Source organism: Sphingobacterium suaedae (assembly GCF_042684625.1).
Classification (GTDB): Bacteria; Bacteroidota; Bacteroidia; order Sphingobacteriales; family Sphingobacteriaceae; genus Sphingobacterium; species Sphingobacterium suaedae.
The window spans coordinates 343887-366269 of sequence record NZ_JBHULR010000003.1 but is presented as its reverse complement, the minus strand read 5'-3'; the positions used below and the strand labels follow the sequence as shown (position 1 = coordinate 366269).

The 22383-nt window shown below is 40.8% G+C and carries 22 protein-coding genes, 1 tRNA gene and 1 other RNA gene; 10 read left to right on the top strand and 14 right to left on the bottom strand.

Annotation, left to right across the window (positions count from 1 at the left end):
- Positions 1-39 precede the first annotated feature (39 nt).
- An RNA gene (gene rnpB, locus ACFSR5_RS05000) (RNase P RNA component class A) lies at positions 40-426 on the top strand.
- A 57-nt stretch (positions 427-483) separates the two neighbouring features.
- Positions 484-1872 (top strand): sigma-54-dependent transcriptional regulator, encoded by a 1389-nt coding sequence (locus tag ACFSR5_RS04995; RefSeq protein ID WP_380901335.1) that lies wholly within the window; start codon positions 484-486, stop codon positions 1870-1872.
- A gap of 367 nt (positions 1873-2239) precedes the next feature.
- Here the strand turns inward: ACFSR5_RS04995 and ACFSR5_RS04990 are convergent, their stop codons facing one another.
- A complete protein-coding gene (locus ACFSR5_RS04990; RefSeq protein WP_380901333.1) occupies positions 2240-3085 on the bottom strand; it encodes an ATP cone domain-containing protein in 846 nt (281 codons plus the stop codon).
- A gap of 103 nt (positions 3086-3188) precedes the next feature.
- Between ACFSR5_RS04990 and ACFSR5_RS04985 the strand changes: the two genes are divergently transcribed.
- Positions 3189-3485, top strand: coding sequence for a YgaP family membrane protein (locus tag ACFSR5_RS04985; protein ID WP_380901331.1), 297 nt, complete (start codon positions 3189-3191; stop codon positions 3483-3485).
- A gap of 100 nt (positions 3486-3585) precedes the next feature.
- A complete protein-coding gene (locus tag ACFSR5_RS04980; protein WP_380901329.1) occupies positions 3586-4269 on the top strand; it encodes an SIR2 family NAD-dependent protein deacylase in 684 nt (227 codons plus the stop codon).
- 176 nt (positions 4270-4445) lie between these two features.
- Here the strand turns inward: ACFSR5_RS04980 and ACFSR5_RS04975 are convergent, their stop codons facing one another.
- From ACFSR5_RS04975 to ACFSR5_RS04940, 8 genes are all read right to left on the bottom strand, one after another.
- Positions 4446-4637 (bottom strand): hypothetical protein, encoded by a 192-nt coding sequence (locus tag ACFSR5_RS04975; protein ID WP_380901327.1) that lies wholly within the window; start codon positions 4635-4637, stop codon positions 4446-4448.
- Between the two features lie 131 nt (positions 4638-4768).
- Complete coding sequence (gdhA, locus tag ACFSR5_RS04970; RefSeq protein WP_380901325.1) at positions 4769-6103, bottom strand: NADP-specific glutamate dehydrogenase; 1335 nt, start codon at positions 6101-6103, stop codon at positions 4769-4771.
- A gap of 277 nt (positions 6104-6380) precedes the next feature.
- Positions 6381-7625, bottom strand: coding sequence for a sulfate adenylyltransferase subunit 1 (locus ACFSR5_RS04965; protein WP_380901323.1), 1245 nt, complete (start codon positions 7623-7625; stop codon positions 6381-6383).
- A gap of 39 nt (positions 7626-7664) precedes the next feature.
- The gene (gene cysD / locus ACFSR5_RS04960; RefSeq protein WP_380901321.1) at positions 7665-8555 is read right to left on the bottom strand and encodes a sulfate adenylyltransferase subunit CysD; all 891 of its coding nucleotides are present in this window, start codon (positions 8553-8555) and stop codon (positions 7665-7667) included.
- A gap of 9 nt (positions 8556-8564) precedes the next feature.
- On the bottom strand, positions 8565-9263 hold the full coding sequence (locus ACFSR5_RS04955; protein ID WP_380901319.1) for a phosphoadenylyl-sulfate reductase: 699 nt from the start codon (positions 9261-9263) through the stop codon (positions 8565-8567).
- Positions 9260-9841: a precorrin-2 dehydrogenase/sirohydrochlorin ferrochelatase family protein gene (locus ACFSR5_RS04950; RefSeq protein WP_380901317.1), complete on the bottom strand. Its 582-nt coding sequence runs from the start codon at positions 9839-9841 to the stop codon at positions 9260-9262. The genes ACFSR5_RS04955 and ACFSR5_RS04950 overlap by 4 nt, the downstream gene beginning before the upstream one ends.
- On the bottom strand, positions 9838-10605 hold the full coding sequence (gene cobA, locus ACFSR5_RS04945) for a uroporphyrinogen-III C-methyltransferase (RefSeq protein WP_380901315.1): 768 nt from the start codon (positions 10603-10605) through the stop codon (positions 9838-9840). The genes ACFSR5_RS04950 and cobA overlap by 4 nt, the downstream gene beginning before the upstream one ends.
- 21 nt (positions 10606-10626) lie before the next feature.
- Positions 10627-12729 (bottom strand): nitrite reductase, encoded by a 2103-nt coding sequence (locus ACFSR5_RS04940; RefSeq protein WP_380901313.1) that lies wholly within the window; start codon positions 12727-12729, stop codon positions 10627-10629.
- Positions 12730-12900: 171 nt separating this feature from the next.
- Here ACFSR5_RS04940 and ACFSR5_RS04935 point away from each other — a divergent pair, with 171 nt between their 5' ends.
- Genes ACFSR5_RS04935 through ACFSR5_RS04920 form a run of 4 tightly spaced genes read left to right on the top strand, consistent with a single transcriptional unit; the run spans position 12901 to position 16373 of the window.
- Positions 12901-13866 carry a PstS family phosphate ABC transporter substrate-binding protein gene (locus ACFSR5_RS04935; protein ID WP_380901311.1) on the top strand — a complete coding sequence of 322 codons (966 nt, stop codon included), beginning with the start codon at positions 12901-12903 and terminating at the stop codon, positions 13864-13866.
- A 13-nt stretch (positions 13867-13879) separates the two neighbouring features.
- Positions 13880-14758 carry a phosphate ABC transporter permease subunit PstC gene (pstC, locus tag ACFSR5_RS04930; protein ID WP_380901309.1) on the top strand — a complete coding sequence of 293 codons (879 nt, stop codon included), beginning with the start codon at positions 13880-13882 and terminating at the stop codon, positions 14756-14758.
- Positions 14755-15609, top strand: coding sequence for a PstA family ABC transporter permease (locus ACFSR5_RS04925; protein ID WP_380901308.1), 855 nt, complete (start codon positions 14755-14757; stop codon positions 15607-15609). The genes pstC and ACFSR5_RS04925 overlap by 4 nt, the downstream gene beginning before the upstream one ends.
- Complete coding sequence (locus ACFSR5_RS04920) at positions 15564-16373, top strand: phosphate ABC transporter ATP-binding protein (protein ID WP_380901306.1); 810 nt, start codon at positions 15564-15566, stop codon at positions 16371-16373. The genes ACFSR5_RS04925 and ACFSR5_RS04920 overlap by 46 nt, the downstream gene beginning before the upstream one ends.
- A 29-nt stretch (positions 16374-16402) precedes the next feature.
- Here ACFSR5_RS04920 and ACFSR5_RS04915 read toward each other — a convergent pair whose 3' ends face one another.
- The 4 genes from ACFSR5_RS04915 to ACFSR5_RS04900 form a co-directional block, all read right to left on the bottom strand.
- A complete protein-coding gene (locus ACFSR5_RS04915) occupies positions 16403-17518 on the bottom strand; it encodes a DUF695 domain-containing protein (RefSeq protein ID WP_380901304.1) in 1116 nt (371 codons plus the stop codon).
- A gap of 73 nt (positions 17519-17591) precedes the next feature.
- Positions 17592-18353, bottom strand: a complete 762-nt coding sequence (locus tag ACFSR5_RS04910; protein WP_380901302.1) for a sulfurtransferase — start codon at positions 18351-18353, stop codon at positions 17592-17594.
- A gap of 572 nt (positions 18354-18925) precedes the next feature.
- A complete protein-coding gene (gene rpsU / locus ACFSR5_RS04905) occupies positions 18926-19117 on the bottom strand; it encodes a 30S ribosomal protein S21 (protein WP_380901300.1) in 192 nt (63 codons plus the stop codon).
- Between the two features lie 109 nt (positions 19118-19226).
- Positions 19227-19856: an HAD family hydrolase gene (locus ACFSR5_RS04900; RefSeq protein ID WP_380901298.1), complete on the bottom strand. Its 630-nt coding sequence runs from the start codon at positions 19854-19856 to the stop codon at positions 19227-19229.
- Positions 19857-19942: 86 nt separating this feature from the next.
- On the opposite strand from ACFSR5_RS04900, the gene ACFSR5_RS04895 reads away from it, so the two are divergent.
- Positions 19943-20016 (top strand) — tRNA-Ile (locus ACFSR5_RS04895).
- 187 nt (positions 20017-20203) lie between these two features.
- Complete coding sequence (locus ACFSR5_RS04890; protein WP_380901296.1) at positions 20204-21505, top strand: phage integrase SAM-like domain-containing protein; 1302 nt, start codon at positions 20204-20206, stop codon at positions 21503-21505.
- Positions 21506-21794: 289 nt separating this feature from the next.
- On the opposite strand, the gene ACFSR5_RS04885 is transcribed toward ACFSR5_RS04890, so the two are convergent.
- Positions 21795-22358 (bottom strand): AAA family ATPase, encoded by a 564-nt coding sequence (locus tag ACFSR5_RS04885; protein ID WP_380901294.1) that lies wholly within the window; start codon positions 22356-22358, stop codon positions 21795-21797.
- Positions 22359-22383: the final 25 nt, after the last annotated feature.

Sequence of the window (22383 nt, the reverse complement as noted above, 5' to 3'; positions counted from 1 at the left end):
AATTCAACCTTTCCATCGAAAAATACTACCTTTGCAGCTGAAGCAAACTCGTTCTATCGCTTTCCTGTCGTCGGCAGGGAAGAGGAAAGTCCGGGCAACATAGAGCAACACGCTTCCTAACGGGAAGGCTTTCGAAGGAATGGAAGACAGAAAGTGCCACAGAAAATATACCGTCCGCTGTAAGGCTGATAAGGGTGAAAACGTGAGGTAAGAGCTCACGGTCTTGTATGGTGACATGCATTACGGTAAACCTCGTGTGTTGAAAGACCAAATAGGTTGCGGAATCAAGAGGCTGCTCGTCTCCTGTTATGTCCCATAACATCCGCAATGGGTAGGTTGATAGAGCTTATGCGTGAGTGTAAGCCTAGATAAATGATAGAAAGCCCGAAAGGGTAACAGAACCCGGCTTACAGGTTTGCTTCTTTTTTTGTAAGTTAATCCGTTATTTGCTATTTTGTTTCACAATTACCAAGATAAATATATATGACAACAATCCTGATTATTGACGATGAACGGCCAATAAGAAGTTCCCTTCGTGATATATTAGAATATGAGGACTACAAGGTTCTTGACGTAGATAATGGACTGGAAGGTCTTGAAGTATTGAAAAAGGAAAAGATCGATTTAGTACTTTGTGATATTAAAATGAATAAGATGGATGGTATGGAAGTGTTGACCGCTGCCCAAGAATTTGGCGATACACCATTCATTATGATTTCAGGACACGGAACGATCGAAACTGCGGTGGAGGCGGCGAGGAGAGGCGCCTACGACTTTTTGGAGAAACCACTCGATCTGAACAGGCTGCTAATCACCGTTCGGAATGCGTTGGAAAAAGGTGTCTTAGTTAAAGAAACCAAAGTCCTTAAGAAAAAAGTCTCCAGAACTAAGGAAATATTGGGAGAATCTTCCGGGATAAGCTTAATTAAAGAGACTATTGAAAGGGTCGCACCAACGGAAGCCCGTGTTTTAATAACTGGTGAGAACGGATCTGGTAAGGAGCTCGTTGCACGATGGCTTCATGAAAAATCTAATCGTTCCGGTTCATCGTTGATTGAAGTAAATTGTGCGGCAATTCCCTCGGAACTAATCGAATCAGAATTGTTTGGCCACGAAAAAGGCTCTTTCACTTCAGCTGTAAAACAACGTATTGGTAAGTTTGAACAAGCGAATGGAGGCACCCTATTTTTGGACGAGATTGGAGATATGAGCCTTTCGGCTCAAGCAAAAGTATTACGAGCGCTTCAAGAAAATAAAATCACTAGGGTAGGTGGAGAAAAAGAAATCGATGTAAATGTACGTGTAATTGCTGCAACGAACAAAGACCTGTTGAAGGAAATCGATGCAGGCAATTTTCGGATGGACTTATATCATCGTTTAAGTGTTATTTTAATTCATGTCCCTTCTTTGAGTGAGCGGGTAGATGACATCCCGATTATTGCTACGAATTTTTGTGAGGAAATATGTGGTGATTATAATATTCCAACAAAAGAAATTACGACTGATGCAATGCGGGCTTTACAGTCATTACCGTGGACAGGAAATATTCGGGAGTTACGGAATATGATCGAACGACTTGTGATTTTAAGCGATAAGAAAATCACAGAAAGAGAAGTGAATTTATATGCAAATCCTTCAAGTCCGGTGACAAGCAATCGTCCACATGGGGAGCAAACTAGATCGTCTAATACCTTCGACTTCGATCAATTTGAATCATTTCAAGATTTTAAGGATTACGCTGAAAAGGAATATATTAACTTTAAGCTGGATAAAAATAGCTGGAACGTTTCTAAAACAGCCGATGAAATTGGAATTCAACGAAGCCATCTGTATCATAAAATCGAAAAGTTTAGTTTAAAGCGTGCGGATTAACAAAAAAGCCTGTGATTTTTACACAGGCTTTTTTAGTCGTTAAACTTCCGCTTTTGCCGTCTATATAATACAATAATAACTATAATTAATAGGACGACACCCAAAATGATTGCTGCTGTCGGTGAAGTTTCACGTCCCGCAGTAGCTATATGCCTTTGATTTGCTTGTACGATTAACGATAAGTAACTAAATAAAATTAAAAACCCCACTTTTCTCATAACTTACTTGCTTAAAATTTATAATTGAGTTAATATAATGTTTTATTTTCCATAAAACAAAATATGGAGGTGGTTGTCGTAAAATATTTTGTTAAATTTTCGTTAAACGCCTTTTGGAGGATTGGCTTCATACGTGTCCTTGTAGAAGGCTATTCCGCTCCCACAGGACTATGTATCAGTTCGCGAGCCTCTGCAAGTATTTTCTTTCTTTTTTCTACATCAATTTGCAAGTGATCCAAAAAATCTGGCATCCCCACTAAATCGCGCACTAGGATACAATGGTTCTTTAACAGTAAGCTCTTTTCAACATCATTTAATGTTGTTAGACAAGTCACCGGATATAAGCCATTATCGTCGACCCTAACTTTTATACTGCTTGCAATAGGATAATCCCAGGCGAGTAAATTAAGATTATAAAATTCACCGAAGTTTTTAGAATCCGACGTTAGGTATGCATTGGTCACCAACCATCCCGTGGTAAAGGTTCGGGTTTTACCGAAAAAAGAAAAGGGCAGCTCACTAATGTCTTTTACTCTCGACATGAAGTACATCGGGGTCGTGACTGAAATTTTTGCATCAACATCGTTGCGAAATTTACATTCAATGGCTAGGAGGTCAGTCCCTTTCGCAGCTATTACGTCGATTTCGTGGGTCACTGCATGTCCTTGGACAATTTGACTCGTTACAGTTTGATAACCATCGTCTGCAAAAAGTTTTCCTATCCAGCGCTCAAAATAGAAGCCCTCGGGTCCAAGTTGCCGGAGTGCCTTTTTTAATGAATATCGGGCTGCGTAAGAATCTTTGTGATTACGTAAACAATTGTAAGCTATTTCGTATAATTCTTTGGTGGTGATCCCGTCATATAAATGTTTTTGTATATCCCGATAAACACGCTCCACCTGCTGTGGTGTCGCTCCAGATCGCGACAAGGAGTAACGAAGACTATCTGGATTGAAGGGCACCAACTCACCTGAATATTTTTTTACACGTACCATATTATGATTAAATGGATTATTATTGTGACAGAAAATAGGAATTTTTAATGGTATCAGCAAAACATTTTGACAGGGCTGACTGTTTTATGTTAAAAGTAACGTTATGGGAATTATAGAACTAGCGGTAGAAAAAGTCAAAGATAAAATTGACGAAGCTTGTGAACAAGGCGAAATCTCTAACTCGGAGCGATTGTTGTCTGTTATTGCAGGAGGATTTATTTTAGGATTTAGTGCGAAGCGCCTTGTAAGACATCCTCTAGGAGCACTCTCCGGCCTGACGCTAGGTGGTGCTCTCGTCGCAAGGGGAATCACAGGAAAGTGTCCCGTAAAAGGTGCGTTAGAGGCGGAGAAGGTGGAAGATGATGTCACGGTAATCGAGCATCGCTATTTTGTGAAGTAAATACGATTCTAGTTTGTGTTATTTATACATTGGCCAAATCATTTTACGATGATTTGGCTTTTTTTTGGAATCCTTACTTGTCTAGAACAACGGTACACATATGAAACAATTAGTGGTATTCACTGGAGCGGGCGTTTCTGCTGAAAGTGGGATAAAGACATTTAGAGGCGCGGATGGACTTTGGGAGGGATATCGTATCGAAGATGTCGCAACTCCTCAAGCTTGGAAAATAGATCCCGAGCGCGTATTAAAGTTCTATAACTTACGGCGTAAACAATGCCTCTTAGCACAGCCCAACACGGCGCACTATCTGTTAAAGAAGCTGGAGGAGAATTATCGTGTTACGATTATCACGCAAAATATAGATGATCTCCATGAACGTGCCGGAAGTTCAAATGTATTGCATTTGCACGGCGAAATCAACAAAGCGCAATCTTCTTTGAACCCGCGCTTTGTTTACGAGATGCAAACAGATGAAATTATAATAGGAGATATGTGTGAGCTCGGATCTCAACTAAGACCGAACGTGGTTTGGTTTGGTGAAGCAGTACCTAATTTAAATTGGGCTATTCAACTCACACGAGAGGCAGATGTTTTTGTAGTTATCGGAACTTCCTTGCAGGTATATCCAGCCGCAAATCTAATCCACGAGGTCTCCCAGTCTTGTCAACTATACTTGATCGATACTCATGCAGACGACTTTAATCTTTCTGCTCGTATAACAAGGATTTGTTCCCTTGCGACGGAGGGTGTGCAAAAGCTATTCGAATTATTGACCAAATAAAATTCTTAAAGGAATAATAATTCATTGATTATCATATTTTTATGTTTCTTATATCATGTAATGATTTCCTAAAAATCGCTACAACTATAGAAAAACGTCCAAATTTAATTCTGAATCGCTTCATAGTTCATTTTAACACCATATAAGACAGTATTTTAAGTAGTTTATATAACTATTTAGTTGAAGCGATTGTAGGCTTCTAAAAAGGATTTACGCATAATCATAAAAGTCTCGATAACTTCACCGATAAATAGATCGTCGAGGATTTCAAACACGCCATTCACACCGTCAACCACGTCAGTTTCGTTAAGTTTAAACGATTGTTCTAACGTTCCCTGTTCAAACTTCACGATGAACTTTTGGTTCATGGAAAAAATTGTAATCTTACATTCGGAATGAGGAAGCTCAGCTACTACACGCATACTCTATAAATAAATTAGACAAAAAAGAGAGGCCCCAATGATAAGCGGAGCCTCCGAATTTACATCAAAAATACTAATTAAACTAATCCTTGAGCCTTCATCGCGGAAGCTACCTTTATGAATCCTCCGATATTAGCACCTTTCAAATAGTTAATGTAACCATCGTCTTCCTTTCCATATTTAAGACAGGTTTTATGTATATTCTCCATAATACTCTTTAACCGGCTATCAACCTTCTCCGGTTGCCACTGCTGGCCGATTGAATTCTGTGACATTTCCAGGCCTGAGACAGCTACGCCTCCGGCGTTGGCCGCTTTACCAGGTGCAAAATGTATCCTTGCTTTATGGAACACTTTTATGGCCCCAGCGGTCGAAGGCATATTCGCACCTTCTGCGACACACGTACAACCATGTTTTACCAGCGATTTTGCATCTTCCTCGTTCAGTTCATTCTGCGTTGCACAGGGAAGAGCGATGTCACATTTAAACTGCCAGGGCTTTTTCTCCGGATAAAACACGGCTGCTTTGTATTGCTTCGGATACTTTGCGAGTTCGCGACCTAACCCCGTAACATAAGAGAGTTTTTCGAGTGTAAATCCGTCAGGATCATGCAACGTGCCTGTGCTATTGGACAGGGTAATCACCTTAGCGCCTAGATGAATTGCTTTCTCTGCGGCATAGTAAGCAACATTTCCCGCCCCAGAAATTGCAATTGTTTTTCCCGCCATTTCTGTATCATTATTCTCAAAAATGCACTGTACAAAGTATAGGAGGCCGTACCCGGTAGCTTCTGGCCGTATGTATGAACCTCCCCAGTTCTTACCTTTTCCAGTCAACACGCCTGTAAAATTGTTTTGTATGCGTTTATATTGTCCAAACATATACCCAACTTCACGCTCTCCAACGCCGATATCGCCCGCGGGCACATCAGTTTCTGCACCGATATGGCGATATAATTCTGTCATAAAACTTTGGCAAAAGCGCATGATTTCCATATCAGACTTGCCTTTAGGATCGAAGTCAGAACCACCTTTGCCGCCACCCAAAGGTATTCCCGTCAAGCTGTTTTTGAAGACTTGTTCAAAAGCAAGAAACTTTAGAATACTTAAATTTACTGTAGGAGAGAAGCGGAGCCCGCCTTTATAAGGGCCGATTGCACTATTCATTTGCACACGATAGCCGCGGTTAATCTGGACCTCGTTTTTATCATTTAGCCAAGTTACACGAAAAGAAACGACACGTTCGGGTTCAACCATACGTTCCAAAATTTTTAACCCGTTCCAGCTTGGATGCCTTTCATTAATATAAGGAATTAGATCTTCCGTGACCTCAGCGACAGCTTGAAGAAATTCTGGCTCGTTTGGATTGCGTTCCTCCACATACTTAATGAAACTTCTAAAGTTAAGCGACATTTTATAACAAATTTGGTTTAGACATAGACTTATGTTGCGAATGTATCAATTTATCTCGAATATTTGGGCATGCACGCGGTATTAAAGCTGTATTTTTTCAGAACAACGATATTTTTCTATAAAGCTACACAGCTAAGTCGTACTGATGCAAGTCAAGTAATCATTGAATTATAATTTATATTATGTTAAATAAAAGAATTCATGCTTCCCCTTTTCTCATAAATTAGCAACAAAAAAAAGCACGCCAATTGGCGTGCTCCCTTTGTCAAACTGTTCTTTACATCAGATCTTCGATCATAATAGCGCCAACAGTAAGATTTGTTCTTGGATCTATTAGAATAGCTTGAGAATTTTCAGGAAAATCACAGTGTCGGTCGAATACGACATTTGCGGCAGCTTTTATTTGGACTTTCCCAATATCATTTAATTGCAGATGTTCACCAAAGATTTTCTCTTGTGTATTTACATCAAATTTATATAAGAACTCGGACACCTTGACCTTCGTAACTGCAGTATGATTTTGCAGCAGATATACCTGGGAAAGATCGAGCGGCTTATTATCAAACCAACATACGTTGGCTTCAAATTGACGTTCTGCAAGCGCGGGATTTGATGCCGAAACTAGAATATCACCCCGCGATATATCTACATCGTCGGACAGATGAACGATAACGGATTGACCGTCGATCGCTTCTTCCAAATGTGCCTCCGCGAACTCGATACGATCTACAACACTTTTTATACCACTTGGCAACACTAATACTTGTTCGCCCACTCGTAGGCCCTGCCCAATTACCCGACCGGCGTAACCTCTATAGTCGTGCAAATCATCCGTCTGGGGTCTAACCACCCATTGTACAGGAAAGCGCCAAGGGTGCTCGTTTTTATCTTCCAGCTCGACTGCTTCTAAATAATCTAGCAACGATTGACCTTTGTACCACGTCATTCGATCTGATCTACGAACGATATTATCTCCTTTTAACGCAGAAACTGGAATAAAGTCTACATCTGTGAGACCAAGCCGATCGGCTAACGCGAGATAATCCGATTTTATGTTTTCAAACACAGCCTGTTCGAATTCGACCATATCCATTTTATTGACACAAACAAGTACTTTTTTTAGTGAAAGTAACTTCGCAAGGAAAGAATGGCGTTTTGTTTGTTCGATCACTCCCTTTCGCGCGTCTATCAAGATGATTATCAGTTCGGAGTTTGACGCTCCTGTGACCATATTTCGTGTGTACTGAATATGGCCCGGGGCATCAGCGATTATAAATTTTCTACGTTCGGTTTGAAAATACTTGTAAGCCACATCAATGGTGATTCCTTGCTCCCGCTCTGCTTTAAGTCCGTCTGTTAAGATGGCCAAGTCGACCGTTCCATCGTTATTTTTTCTGTTGGCTTTTTTTATAGCTTCCAGCTGATCATCCAAGATGGAGTTGGTATCGTATAGTAACCGACCTATGAGCGTGCTCTTCCCATCATCTACTGATCCTGCCGTGATAAATTTTAATATATTCATAAATATGTTATGTCCTTATCTAAGGTGTCTCCGTTGTTTTTAAAAATATCCCTGTTTCTTGCGCTCTTCCATTGCGGCTTCCGAGACCTTATCATCCATCCTTGCGCCTCTTTCACTGACCGTCGATACCTTAATTTCTGCTATAATATCATCCAATTTAACCGCAGTTGAATCTACAGCAGCCGTACATGTCATATCACCTACGGTTCTGAATCTAACAGATTTATGTTGAACTAAATCGTCGCTATCTATATGCAAGAACGGGGCAGCAGCCATCCACTGTCCATTTCTGAGGACGACATCTCGCTCGTGACTGAAGTAGATGGAAGGTAACGCTATTTGCTCACGTTTAATGTAGTTCCAGACATCGAGCTCGGTCCAATTTGAGATTGGAAAAATGCGTACGTTTTCACCTTTATGGATTTTTCCATTGAAGATATTCCATAATTCGGGGCGCTGCCGCTTAGGATCCCACTGACCGAATTCGTCACGCACAGAGAAAATACGTTCTTTTGCCCGAGCCTTCTCTTCGTCTCGTCGCGCACCGCCAATACAGGCATCAAAACCATATTTTTCAATCGTGTCCAACAACGTAACCGTTTGTAGCGCATTTCGACTAGCATTTTTGCCCGTTTGTTCTATTGCTTTTCCCTCATCAATGCTATCCTGGACCAAGCCTACTACAAGTTTCTCACCAAGCTGTTCAATTAGCTGATCGCGGAAGGTAATCGTTTCGGGAAAATTATGTCCGGTATCGATATGTACGAGTGGAAAAGGGAACTTACCTGGACGGAACGCCTTCTTTGCCAAATGTACCAGTGTGATGGAATCCTTCCCGCCTGAAAACAAAAGTGCTGGGTTTTCAAATTGACCGGCAACCTCTCGCAAGATGTATATAGCTTCTGCTTCTAAATGATCTAAATAATCCATTCTCTCTCTTTATTTCGTTGTAACATGTAAACCACATTCTTTTTTACTCTTATCTTCCCACCACCAGCGTCCTGCTCGGAAATCCTCTCCTGGCTGAACAGACCGGGTACATGGCTGACAGCCAATACTCGGAAAGCCTTTATCATGCAAAGGATTATATGGAATCCCATTGCTTTTTATAAACTGTTCGATCTCTACAAGCGTCCAATGAAACAAAGGATGAATCTTGATAATTTGATTAGCGTCGTCCCATTCAACCATTTCCATGCCCTCTCGATTCATCGATTGTTCTGCTCTAATTCCAGTAATCCATATTTTGTATCCTTTTATAGCACGGTGCAATGGCTCAATTTTCCGAATGTAGCAACATTCTTTTCGATTATCTACAGAATCATAAAAGCTGGAGGGACCTTTTTTTGAAACGAGTTCTTCGACAGCCCGTGTATCGGGATAATAGGCTTGAATCGACAGCTTATATTTTTCAAGCGTCCTATTCCAAACATAATATGTCTCGGGAAACAGTCTCCCTGTCTCTAAGGTAAAAATGGAAGCGTCACTTTCCGCCTCTGCAATTAAATGGGTAAGCACTTGGTCTTCAATCCCAAATGAAGTCGAAAACACAGCCTTTTTACCGAATTTTTGTTGGATATAGCGGATGATATCTACTGCCTCTAGGCCGCCGATATCATGACTAATTTGCGCTATCATATGTTTTTCTTCTCTAAAATCTCCTTTGTGTGGGCATTCAATATTTGTATTTTCTTCTGAAAATCACCTTTCAGTCCATTTCTTAATTGGGCCATCAACTCTAATGTTTCATCAATTTCCTCTGGAAGCAACTCCTCAAGGAACTCCTTTATTCTTTTGGCTATTGTCGGTGATTTCCCATTCGTAGAAATGCCGATTTTAAGATTTCCCTTTCGGACCACCGATCCGAGATAAAAATCACACAACGCCGGCTTATCCGCGACGTTCAATAGAATGTGCCGCTGAGACGCCAGCGATCGAATGTATTCGTTTATCGTGTCATTATTCGTCGCTAGAACGATAAGGTCTACTTGCTCTACATCCGTGTCTTCGAACTTCCGTTCGGAAATATGGAGCGTCTGTTTACCATCGACAAAGGTACGTACTTCTTCGTCCACCTGCTCTGCGACGATATGCACCTTTGCGTACGGGGAGTTTGCGACTATTGCCTGCAATTTTTCCAACGCAACGGGGCCTCCGCCGACTAAAAGCGTTTGAATTTCTGCTAATTTTACGTATATCGGGAACAATTCATTCATTCACCCACGAGTATTTGAATTTCCTTTTTAATCTGTTCAAAACCCCGATGTTTCGCTACTACATCGCCTAACACAATGATTGCCGGAACGCCGACTAAATTTTTTTCGGCTTCTTCTAAAATTGTATCGATGCGGCCTAACGCAATCCGTTCATTAGGAAGGGAACCGTTTTGAATAAGTGCAATGGGTAAATTACCTTTCCTATGACGTTTATAAAGATCGACAATTTGGGGAAGTTTTGCATAGCCCATTAAAATAATGACGGTTGCATTTGTTTCTACAGCGGCGAAGAGATCGTCCGACAGACGACCATCAGAAGTTGCCCCGGTAATCACCCAAAAACTTTCGCTAATGCCACGGTATGTCAAAGGTATTTGCTGAAGTCCTGTCAATCCTACCGACGAGGATATACCTGGAACGACTGCTGTTGGAATATTAAATTGCCTGACGTAGTCAAGTTCTTCTCCTCCCCGTCCAAATACAAACGGATCTCCGCCTTTCAGACGAACAACGTGGCCATGTGTTAATGCATAGTCCACGAGCAACTTATTGATGTAATTTTGAGAAGTCGAAATACGTTCCGCTCGTTTTCCGACATATATTTTGGTGCATGTCGGCTTGGTATATTGCAACAGCTCTTCATTCACAAGCGCATCGTATAAAACAACATCGGCTTCACGAATGGCCTTAATGCCTTTCAATGTGATTAAATCAGGATCACCAGGGCCAGCCCCAACGAGTGTAATAAATGGTTTATTTTGCATCCTCTCTCCTTCCCTGTAAATTTAACTAATAACCCGCAAATCCTCACGACGCATTGCACTTTCCTGATGAAATGCTGTCGCTTGTATCAAGTAAGTCTCCGCAAACTCTTTTGAGGGCTCAAATTTGTTGATCTGAAGAACCCGCTCTGAAAACGACGTAGGCAAGTCAAAAATCCCTGTTTGAATATAGTGCGTGTCAAACTCATTGATGACTGCTATTTGGGAACTGGCATTGATTCCTTTATCGAGCAGTAGCGCTTTCGCTGTGCCGACAAAACAGCTATATGCATGATAAATAGCATCTGCATAATATGCTTGTTCAAGAGCGGATTTTGCCAGGTCAATTTTCTCTTCTGACTCAAATAGTAAGGTAGCTACCAAGTCGATGATCACTCCAGCACACTCGCCCACGCCGATCGCTGTGGCGAAGCTCTCCTCATGTCCCCAGTCAATAAACTCGTCAGATGATAAATTTGTCAAGTCTGCTAATGGTTTTAACAAGCGATAAAAATAATCTTTCGTTTGCCGATCGTAATAAGCATGAAAGTTTTCTTTCTCCTGAGCATTTGTTTTAAAATCTGTCAGTAATAGATCCACTACTTGTATAACGCGTTTTGTTGGCACCTTAATAACACGTTCAGCGACCCGACCCTTACCATCGCCAATGGTACCTCCTGCCAGCATAACCTGAGCTGCGGGAACCACCCTACCCTCCGCTTTTACGGAACTACCATGAAAGCCGATATGCGCAAGTCCATGCTGGCCACAGGAATTCATACAACCTGAAATTTTAATTTTCAAATCCCGTTCGAAAACAAAATCCTGATGAAATTCATGAATGTATTTTTCCAATACACGAGCCATTTCCGTGGAATTTGAAATACCTAAATTACACGTATCCGTTCCTGGGCATGTTGTTACATCTGCCGTGCTATTATGTCCGGCTTTGGCAAAGCCTAATGAGGACAGCACGTTGAAAACGTGCGGTAATGACTCTTCACGTACAAATTTAAACAATAGATTTTGGTCTTGCGTTATTCGGATATCATCCGCAATATGATCGCGAACTCCAGCAATTAAAAGACGTGCTTTTTCAGTAGGAATATCTCCAGTCAACACTTTTACATAAACGCCGAAATACCCTTTTTGCTTTTGTTCAAAGACATTTGTCGCCCTCCATATTTCGTAGGATAATGGATCGACCGGAGCACTAGTTTCTATAGGTACTGTGGGCAGCGTTGGTTCCGGCACGACATTTCGGTCGATTTTAAAAGATTTGATCTTTGTTGCTATCCGCTCTTCCTCTATTAGACGAAGTACCTCTTCCAATCCAAACTTTTGGACTAAATATTTAAAGCGAGCTTTGTTCCTGTTGTTACGTTCACCATAACGATCGAAAACCCTTAACGTAGCCTCCACGTAAGGCAACACTTCATCTTCTGGTAAAAAATCAAATATTTCATAAGCCAACAGAGGCTGTGATCCGAGCCCTCCGCCCAACATTACCTTAAAACCTCTTGTCTCAACCCCATCAATCTCACGTATTTTGGGAATAAAACCGAAATCGTGGATATAAGAAAACGCGGTATCCTTATCACTCGACGAATAGGAAATTTTGAATTTTCGGCCCATTTCCGCACAGAACGGATTGCGAAGTAGATACGCAAACGTACTTTGTGCATAGGGAGACACATCAAAAGGTTCATCAGGATCTATTCCTGCTGTCGGTGAAGCTGTTACGTTTCGAACGGTATTGCCGCAGGCTTCACGTAACGTCATATCGTTCTCCGCAAGCTTAGCCCATACCTCCGGTGTTTTGTTTAGACTAACATAATGGATTTGAATATCTTGCCGAGTGGTCAAATGTAGATTTTTACTGGCATATTCATCCGAAATGTCAGCAATTTTTAATATCTGTTTGAAAGAAATACGACCAAAAGGAAGTTTAATACGAACCATTTGCACGCCAGGCTGGCGCTGCCCATATACACCTCTGGCCAACCGTAACGACCTAAATTTCTCTTCTGGTATTTCTCCACCCTGAAAAGCTCTAATCTTTTTTTCCAGTTCGATGATCTCTTGCTCTACTACTGGATTTTCCAATTCTGTACGAAAACTCTGCATGTTACTTTCTCTTCTCTTTAAGATTTTGACAATTATCAGTAGTCATTACTGAGTTCTTTTCAATAACTTGATGACAAAGTTATAAAATATTTATCTACTAATCATACAAAATCTACCAATTTAGTATATATTTGTAAAATATTTTTTCCGCGTTATTGAAAAGAAGATTTTGTGAGCAAACGTAATTATTTAATTTACAGTATAGTGGTTTTACTATTGGCATCAGCTTGTGCGCCTAAAGTGAAAGAAGGGTATGATGAAAAAAAAGGTTATACCGGCAATATTTCCATTTCTGGTGCTTTTGCATTGTATCCAATTGCGGTTCTGTGGGGAGAAGATTTTAAAAAAATACACCCCAATGTACGTTTCAATATTTCCGCTGGCGGTGCTGGAAAAGGTATTTCCGACGTACTCTCAAATATGGTAGATATTGGTCTTGTATCACGAGATCTTCATCGACAAGAAATTGAAAAAGGTGCCTTCCCGGTACACGTGGCTAAAGATGCGGTAGTTGGAACCTTCAATAAACAACATCCGAACTACCTTCTGTTAAAAGAAAGAGGGCTAACGCAGAAGGAACTAAAGGGTATATTTGTAGAGAAAAAATATAAGTTTTGGAGCGATATTGACGCTCGTTTCGTTAAAGAACCGATCGAAGTTTATGTCCGTTCGGACGCTGCCGGAGCGGCAGAAACATGGGCAAAGTATCTTGGAGAACGTCAAGAGGGATTAAAAGGAATTGGCATCTTTGGTGATCCAGGTTTAGCTCAAGCGGTTAAAGATAAGCCGTTGGCAATAGGTTTTAATAACATTAATTATGTTTTTGACCTTAAAACTAAAACTACTTCTGAGGGGATAGCTGTCGTTCCTATTGATATTGATAAAGACGGGCGCATTAGCGGCGATGAAAATTTTTATGATCATTTGGATTCATTGACCTCGGCTGTTGCTACGAATCGGTATCCCTCTCCACCGGCACGTGATTTAACCTTTGTTGTCCGTTCAGATAAACAGACTAAACTCCTCAAAGCATTTATCCGCTTTGTTTTGGATAAGGATCAACAGGGTTACCTTTTGCAAAACGGGTACGTCCCGTTAAATGAGGAATTAAAACAGCGGGAGCTTAATAAATTGTAACATGAATTGGAGATTGGTAAAAGATAAATTGGCTGAAAATAGTTTTGCTATACTGTTGATAAGTTCGATTATCATAATCGTTCTTATTTTAGTAGGCTTAACGGCTAAATCCGTTCCTCTGATGCAAGCTGAAAACTTGGGCAGAATTTTGACAGAAAGCATTTGGTCTCCTTTAAAGGGTAGTTTTGGCTTCCTTCCGTTTATTATGGGGACAATATGGGTAACACTGATATCGTTGATCATCGCCGTGCCTTTGTGTGTGTTAGCTTCTGTCTACTTGGTAGAATATGCTAGCGATGCTTTACGCAACATGGTACTCCCTCTCGTAAATGTTCTTGCAGCAATACCTCCGGTACTCTATGGCGTTTGGGGCGTCTTATTTGTAGTTCCTGTTTTAAGCCAATTTGTGGCTCCGATTTTTGGGGTGGATACCACAGGGTACACGGTTTTTGCTGGTGGAGTGGTACTTGCTGTCATGATTTTTCCAATCATGATAAGCATTATGGTTGAAGTACTTCATACGATACCTCAGGAATTAAAGAACGCATCTCTTTCATTGGGTGCCACAAAATGGGAAACTATCGTGAAGGTTATTTTAACGAAAGCTAAACCTGGGCTTCTGGCGGCGGTTGTCTTAGGGGTGTCCCGTGCATTTGGAGAAACGGTCGCGGTCTTGATGGTTTGTGGCAATATTCCCCAAATTCCAAAATCATTTTTTGACGCCGGTTATCCCTTACCGGCTTTAATCGCTAACAACTTTGGAGAAATGATGTCCATTCCGCTCTATGATTCGGCACTTATGTTTGCCGCTCTGTTGTTGTTCGTTATCATTTTTGGATTTAATCTTATTTCTCGTCTTATCTTAAACAAATTGGAGGAAAAAGCTTCATGAGTAATGTAAAGCAACGATTATTAAAAGAGAAGATCGCGAAAATTGCCATGCAAATTTCTGGGATAACCATTACCGGATCCCTTTTCTTTATTATTGGCACCATTCTGTATAAAGGATTACCTCATCTTACTTGGGAAATGGTAAGTCAAACGCCAAAAGGCGGTTTCTATATCGGAAAAGACGGCGGCATATTGAACGCCATATTAGGTTCGCTATACCTTGCCACCGTATCTACTGGACTGGCAACCCTTACCGGTGTGCCGATTTCGATTTATCTGAATATGTACGTCAAACAGAATTCTTTTATAGAACGATCTAGCAAACTTTTATTCGATGTGTTGTTTGGCATTCCCTCTATAGTATATGGTGCTATAGCGTTCAGTATAATGGTTTGGATGGGCATTCGTGCGTCTTTATTGGGTGGTATTATCACGATTACATTGTTGACCATTCCGATCGTTGTCCGTACCGTAGACGAACTGTTAAAAACAGTACCTGCGGATTTAAAAAACGTGACGTATTCGTTGGGTGCTACCCGATGGGAAACAGCTCAGGTGTTTATCCGTTATATCAAGCCGGGCATCTTTACAGCGATTCTCCTGGCCTTTGGCAGAGCCATTGGTGACGTTGCAGGAGTACTGTTGACGACAGGTTTCAGTGATAATTTACCAAAGTATATTGATGAGCCGTCGGCTACATTGCCTTTAGCTATATTTTTTCAACTGAGCAGTCCTATACCTGAAGTTCAGGGCCGCGCGTACGCGTCTGCTCTTATTTTAACATTTATTATTTTAATCATCGTTATATGCACGCATCTACTAGCATCCAAACAGCAGAAACACAAGATTTGATCGCCGTATCTACGCCACATATACAGATTAAAGACCTGAACGTCACGATCGAAGGTAAGCGTATATTAAAAAATGTTAACCTTTCCATTCCTAATAATTCTGTCACATCCATTATCGGTCCTTCCGGATGTGGAAAGACAACATTATTAAAGACATTGAACAGACTGGTGGACGATTCAAAAGGGGTAGAAATCACCGGATCCGTTTTGGTGAACGGAGAAGATATTTATGCTAAAGACGCAGAGATTACACATATTCGGAAAAAGATGGGGCTACTCTCCCAAAAGCCATTTCCATTACCGATGTCTATTTTTGATAATGTAGCATATGGTCCACGTATTCATGGTGAACGTGATAAAAAAGTCTTAAAACAAATAGTGGAAACACAGCTACGGAATGTTGGTCTCTGGGAAGAAGTCAAGGATCGCTTAGATGCGTCGGCCACACGTTTGTCGATTGGACAACAACAACGTTTGTGTCTAGCACGTGGCTTAGCAGTAAAGCCGGAGATTATTTTAGGAGATGAGTCTACTTCTGCCCTAGATCCAATTTCTACGCAGACCATCGAGAATTTATTGATCGACCTGAAGTCAGACTACACTATTGTATTAGTGACGCATATTCTCCGACAGGCTCGGCGAGTTTCCGATTATATTATCTTCGTTTATGCCGGAGAAATCGTAGAATTTGGACGGACTGAAGATGTATTGTTAAATCCACAACATGAGTTAACTAAGCAGTATGTCAAAGGTTTTATCAGCTAACGAGTAGATTTCGGGCGTACATAGCAGAATTAATTCGGTACCAAATGTTGTAAAGCCTGCCAATACTTATCTTTAAATATAAAAATATCCATATTCAGTCGGCCTTTGTATGCTTGTTTAATTAACATCAAGACTTTGGCCGGTGTCCGGAACTCTTTACATGCAAAATAAATCTCGCGTAACCCATCTCCTGTTTGCCTGCCGATATACAAATATCCATTTTTATCTGTAAGTCGGCCTAAAATCTCTTCCTCTAAGATATTCATTTCTTGAAAGTCCCGTTTGTTTGGTAAGCCATTCTGGCTATCCCCTTCATAGTACACTTCTACACGCATAATCCATGAATGTGACGGTTTCTGGTCCCATTGTAACAAATCCATATTCATAACAGCGAGTAAAAGCTTTCCATTTTGCAGGACACCTTCTAAGGCACTGTACTGATCGTTTTCGGTTTGACGCTTACTACTTTCGTATCGTTCAACAAATTCTTTCTCGCGCCACAGTAGGTAGTTCTTCAGTTTCGAAATAGGAATACGCTCGCCCTTCACTGCCTCCGGCTCGACTATTTCGATCTGATCCACCTTGGTTATTAAATCGTATTCTCCAAGATAACTGTCAAGGAACAAAAAAATGCCAGAAACGATTTCTTCTCTATTTTGTGATGTAAGTCCAGGATGAATGACCGATATGCTGATTAAATCTGGATAGTACGGATCTTCATGGGTTGTAAAAAACAAATTCTCGATGCTGAAATGGTAACCATGGATCGATAAACCTTCTGTTCCAAAATCAAAAGCGGGCTTTAACGCTGTAAATTTCCAGTTATTTAATTTCGGAGCCTTCTCAACCAGTTCTTCCACAAGCGGGACCGTCGGAATATGACCATCCGGCGTGAGTACTAATTCTGCCGTGTATGGACCGATCATACCCACTAGCGTAAATATGTGTGGATTAATATTCTGTAACTGGGATGTAATAACATTTATAAATCGTTGCTCTACCTCACGTTGTGTTTGAACGGCTAAAAAAAACGCGTGTTCATTTTGTTCAAACCATGACCAAAACGCACCTATTGGATCTTCTATGTCCAAAAGAAAAGATTCACGTTCCTTCCTGTTAAATAAGTTTCTAAAAAATCGCCTCATTGGCTAAGTGTTGCAATTGGTTTATCGTTTCGGGACCATTCGCTCCAGGACCCCACATAAAGATGAGGTAACGTTATCCGGCATAATCCAAAGCTAGCAGTGTATGACAAGCTGTTACACCCGATCCGCAATATACGGCAATTTTTTGCCTCTCTCGATTGCATAAGATTGGTTGATAAAATGCCCGTAACGCAGTTGGAGATTTAAATAGGCCATTTTGTTCTAAGTTATTCGCCAATGGAATGTTAACCGCGGTGGGTACATGGCCAGCCTGTAAGTCAATGGGTTCAGACTCGCCTAAATAGCGGTAAGCTTCCCGTACGTCTATAATTAATGAGTCCGGATCTTCTATAAGCCCTTCTACTTGTTGCATAGATATCAAGGGCAATTGCCATTCGGAAAAATAATAGGGGACAACGGATTTGGGGACTTCGAAGCCTTTGGCTATAGAAAAGCCTGCTCTTTTGCCCGCTTGGAAACCGCCGTCTAGCACATATGTGGCTTGGTGTCCGGCACTTCGTAGCATCCACCAAAAACGAGCCGCAGCATTTGTGCCCGCAGCCCGATCGTATATTACGACTAACGATTCCTCTGTTATGCCCAAACGGCCTAACACTCCAGAGAATTGAGCCGGCGAGGGCAAAGGATGCCGACCTCCTACTTTCGCATCATAGATCGCTGAAAGATCCTGCTCTAGGTCAATGTGGATAGCACCTGTAAGATGTTCTAGTTTATACTTATCCCGACCTGTCGGACCCGAGGTAGCGTCAATTAGTGTTAGCGCGTTTTGGCCACGCAACGTTAAGAGTTGTTGGGCTGAGATAATAGACTTCATACGCAAGGATTAAATTTTAAATATAACAGTTTTTTCGCTGATATTATGGAATAAGGTCGAAGTTTGTCTTTTTGGTGGGCATATTCGTCAGACTTGTTATGTCAATTGTTTGACATAACAATCTGTGTATTCTCGCGAGCATTGTAAAAAATCGGAACCGTCCAACGAAACTACAACGCGACTTGGACGGAGAAACTGTAGATAGCCGATATTCGAGCTGGATTAAATAATCAAATTATTGCAGAAATGATAGACGAACTGTATCAGCGAGATAAACATAATAGCGATGGGATCTTTTTGTAATTTTGAGTGAGTCTGTGCGAAAGGTAAAACAACTTTTTCTGTGTTCGTTGGATCTTTAAAGATTCGCCATCCCCGATGGTCAATAGCCATAAGGAGGTCGTAGCGAACTTTTTTTTTCTGTACCAAGCAGGGTTGAACACGTATACATAACATCAAACTAATAGATGACAGCATCTTCGTCATTGACTTTGTGCATAGATGCAACTATGGCTAATACTCCATAAAAAAAGGGCTAAAATATTTAGCCCTTTTTTTATGGAGTAACAATATTAAACCGTCTCTTGATTTAACGATTGTTTATAGATTGCTTTCTTAATTTGGGTACGACGAGTTACTGATCTTTTCTCGTATGCTTGACGTGAACGTAGTTCGCGTAAAACACCAGTCTTTTCAAATTTCTTCTTGAAGCGTTTTAATGCTCTATCTAAAGATTCTCCTTCTTTTACATTTACGATAATCATGTGCTTTTATATACCTCCTTTCGTGCCCTTTTTATTTTGTGTTTGCAAAAGTAATTTTAAAAACTGAGTTAATCAAATTTATTTTCCTTTTTTATGTAAGGCTTAATTTCTATAAGTCAAACTTCCGAATCAAGCTCTCCAATGGTTCGTCCAATGTACAAAGTGCAGTTTGAAAACCCAGTGCCACTGCAGTTTTCAAATGCTGTGGGCTGTCATCGATAAACAAAGTCTCTTCAGGTAAGAGTCCTGTTTGATTTATTACTTCCTCAAAAATAGCTCTTTCGGGTTTTCGTAAACCAACTAAATGTGAATAAAATGTCTGTTCAAAAAAAACCGAATTATCAGCCACATTATGAACGTCTTGAAGATGTTGCATACAATATCGATAATGAATTGCATTGTTGTTGCTTAACAAAAAACAACGATATTTGTTTTTGAGATATACCAACGTTTCATGTTTTCCCGGTGGTACACCAATCAATAAGGTGTTCCATGCCTCATCAATTTCGCCATCTGTCAATGCGAAATTTCCTGACCGTTGACGAATTTCTTCTCTAAATTCATTTTCACTGATATCTCCCCTATCAAAACCATCAAATAGGGCGTCTTGTACACGATGCCCAAAAAAAATATCTACATTTTTGATACCCAAGGAAATAAAAGCTTGACGTACGCGATGAAAATCGATCATGAAGATTACATTGCCATAGTCGAGAATAATATTTTTAATTTTTTGCATCGAAAATTTTGTTTTCTCGGCACAAATATCGATAATTGCATCGTCAAAACAGAACAATGTTACTGTTTTGATCAATAAAATAAACCGCGCCTATAGCTCAGTCGGTTAGAGTAGAAGACTCATAATCTTTTGGTCCCTGGTTCGAGCCCAGGTGGGCGCACTTTCAAAAAAAGCCGTTTTTCTTTACGAAAAATGGCTTTTTGCGTTTATTAGGGCACTTTAGGAGCATGTGCCCTATGCTGTAACGGATTCCCCGAAACAGTGTGTTTTACATAGTTTTTTGTTGAACTTCACACAAAACCGTAACAAATAGGTAACGGAACTTTTGTGTGGCAATTGAAAAAATTATGGCAACCGTAAGCGCAAAGGTTTATGAGCACCACAAGAAAGCCGATGGAACGTATAATGTAAAAATCTGCGTCCATCACAAAAGTGAAAGAAAGTTTATTGACACGGTACACTACGTTGTCAGAAAACAGTTGACCAAGGATAACAAGGTCAAAGACCCGTTTATCGCCGATAAGGTCGAGCAACAGTTAAGAGATTATCGAAAGATCATCAGCGAACTCGACGATCGACTGGATTATTTCACCGCTGAATCCCTACGCGATTACCTACGGGACAAAGATGAAGATGTCGATTTTATCAAGTTTTGCGATCAGCATATCGAACGTCTAAAAAAAGAAAAGCGAACAGGAACGGCCAACAATCACCGGAAAATCCGTAACAGTCTGGTCGATTATTTCAACCGTTCGTCCGTTTCCATCAAAGAGATAAATTCCAATATGTTGATGGCTTATGAGCGCTATCTGCGGTCAGAAAGGACAATGACACGGATCAACCAGTTAGGACATGAGGTAACCACGAAAGAAAAAGGATTGTCTGATAGCGGTCTACATAACCAAATGCGTGACCTGCGAACATTATTCAATGCTGCAAGGGATCATTATAATAATGAAGACCTCGGCATTTACCGCATCAAGCATTATCCGTTCAAGAAATATAAAGTTGGCTCCCCACCCCTAACAAAAAAAAGAAACAATACACTTGAACAGGTATTGACTATTCGGGATTGTGTCACGAAACCCGGAAGCCGTGCGGAATTGGCAAAGGAGCTTTATATGCTTTCGTTCTACCTCTGTGGCATAAATGCGGTAGACTTGTATCAAATAACAGAACGGGACGTTAGAAACGGACGTTTAGACTATAACCGATCCAAGACACAAGGTAAGCGCAAGGACCATGCCTTTATCAGTATTAGCATTGTCGATGACGCCAAGCCTTTATTCGAAAAATATTTAGGCAAATTACGTGAACGCTATTCAAGTGCCGATGCCCTTAATTGGGCATTATGTAAAGGCATGGAGCAATTACGCAAATTGACAGGCATACCCGAACTAACTTTGTATTGGGCGAGACACACATTTGCAAACACGGCGAGGAATGATTGTCGTATGAGCAAAGACGATGTGGCTCTTGCACTCAATCACGTTGACGAGGGCAACCGTACAACAGATATTTACATTGCAAAGGACTGGAAGATTGTGGATGACGTACAGCGGAGGGTTATTGTGCAACTTAAAAAAGTGGAAGCAAAAATCAGGAAGAAATTTGCAGATAAGGCTACATCGGAAGATGTGGCCGCATAGAGACGGTAATGCTGCATGGGATATGTGATATCCCGTGCAGTAATTTAATAATTAAATTTGATTAATCATGAGAACTGTAATTTGGTTTTTTATCACATGTATCATTGCAACATTCGGATACTTCGCTGCTCTGAGCATGAAGAATCCATGGCCCGGCTTTGCAGTAGCTTTTGGTGTTTGGATAATATTCATATGGACTACAACAAGTCCGAAAAGGCATCGTCGCCGATGATGTAGTTGGGATACAGACTTCTCCTGTCAGATCGACCATATTTTCCGAACGGTATTTTTAAAATTGAAAATCATTTGCTTTCAAAATGCGAAAGATAAAGTCAATTCTTTTTTCGACAGTTGTTCGCGGTATTTCTACAACAGCGTAATTTAAATCGGTATAAACCTGAAACATCATCTCATATGTGGCAATTGCCTCCTCGAAAGACTGCTTTCTCTCTGCATCATTCAAATAGATTTCTTTCCAAGGAGGCGTTATAAATACAGTCTTGTGATATCGGTTACACCGAGCAGACTCCCAAACGTTCTTATGGATAGGGAGATTGCATAATTTGAGGTAGCCTATTACATCGGGGATGGCACGGTCAAAGAATACAAGCGAATTTGAACATAGGGCGTCTTTGTAATCTCGTTTACCCATTTTTAGCATTTCGTACGCAAATCCTTTTTTGTCAGCCCATGGAAGACTAGTTCCACCTTTTTGAAGTTGTTCTTGAATGATGTGTCGACCAGATTCTTTTACGCAAGAATACCCCATTTCGGATAGCGTCTCGATAATCGAGGTTTTTCCCATCCCCGGTCCTCCGGTAATAATGATCGCCTTATGATTTATTGTCTCCATATGTATGATTGTTAGAATCACCCAT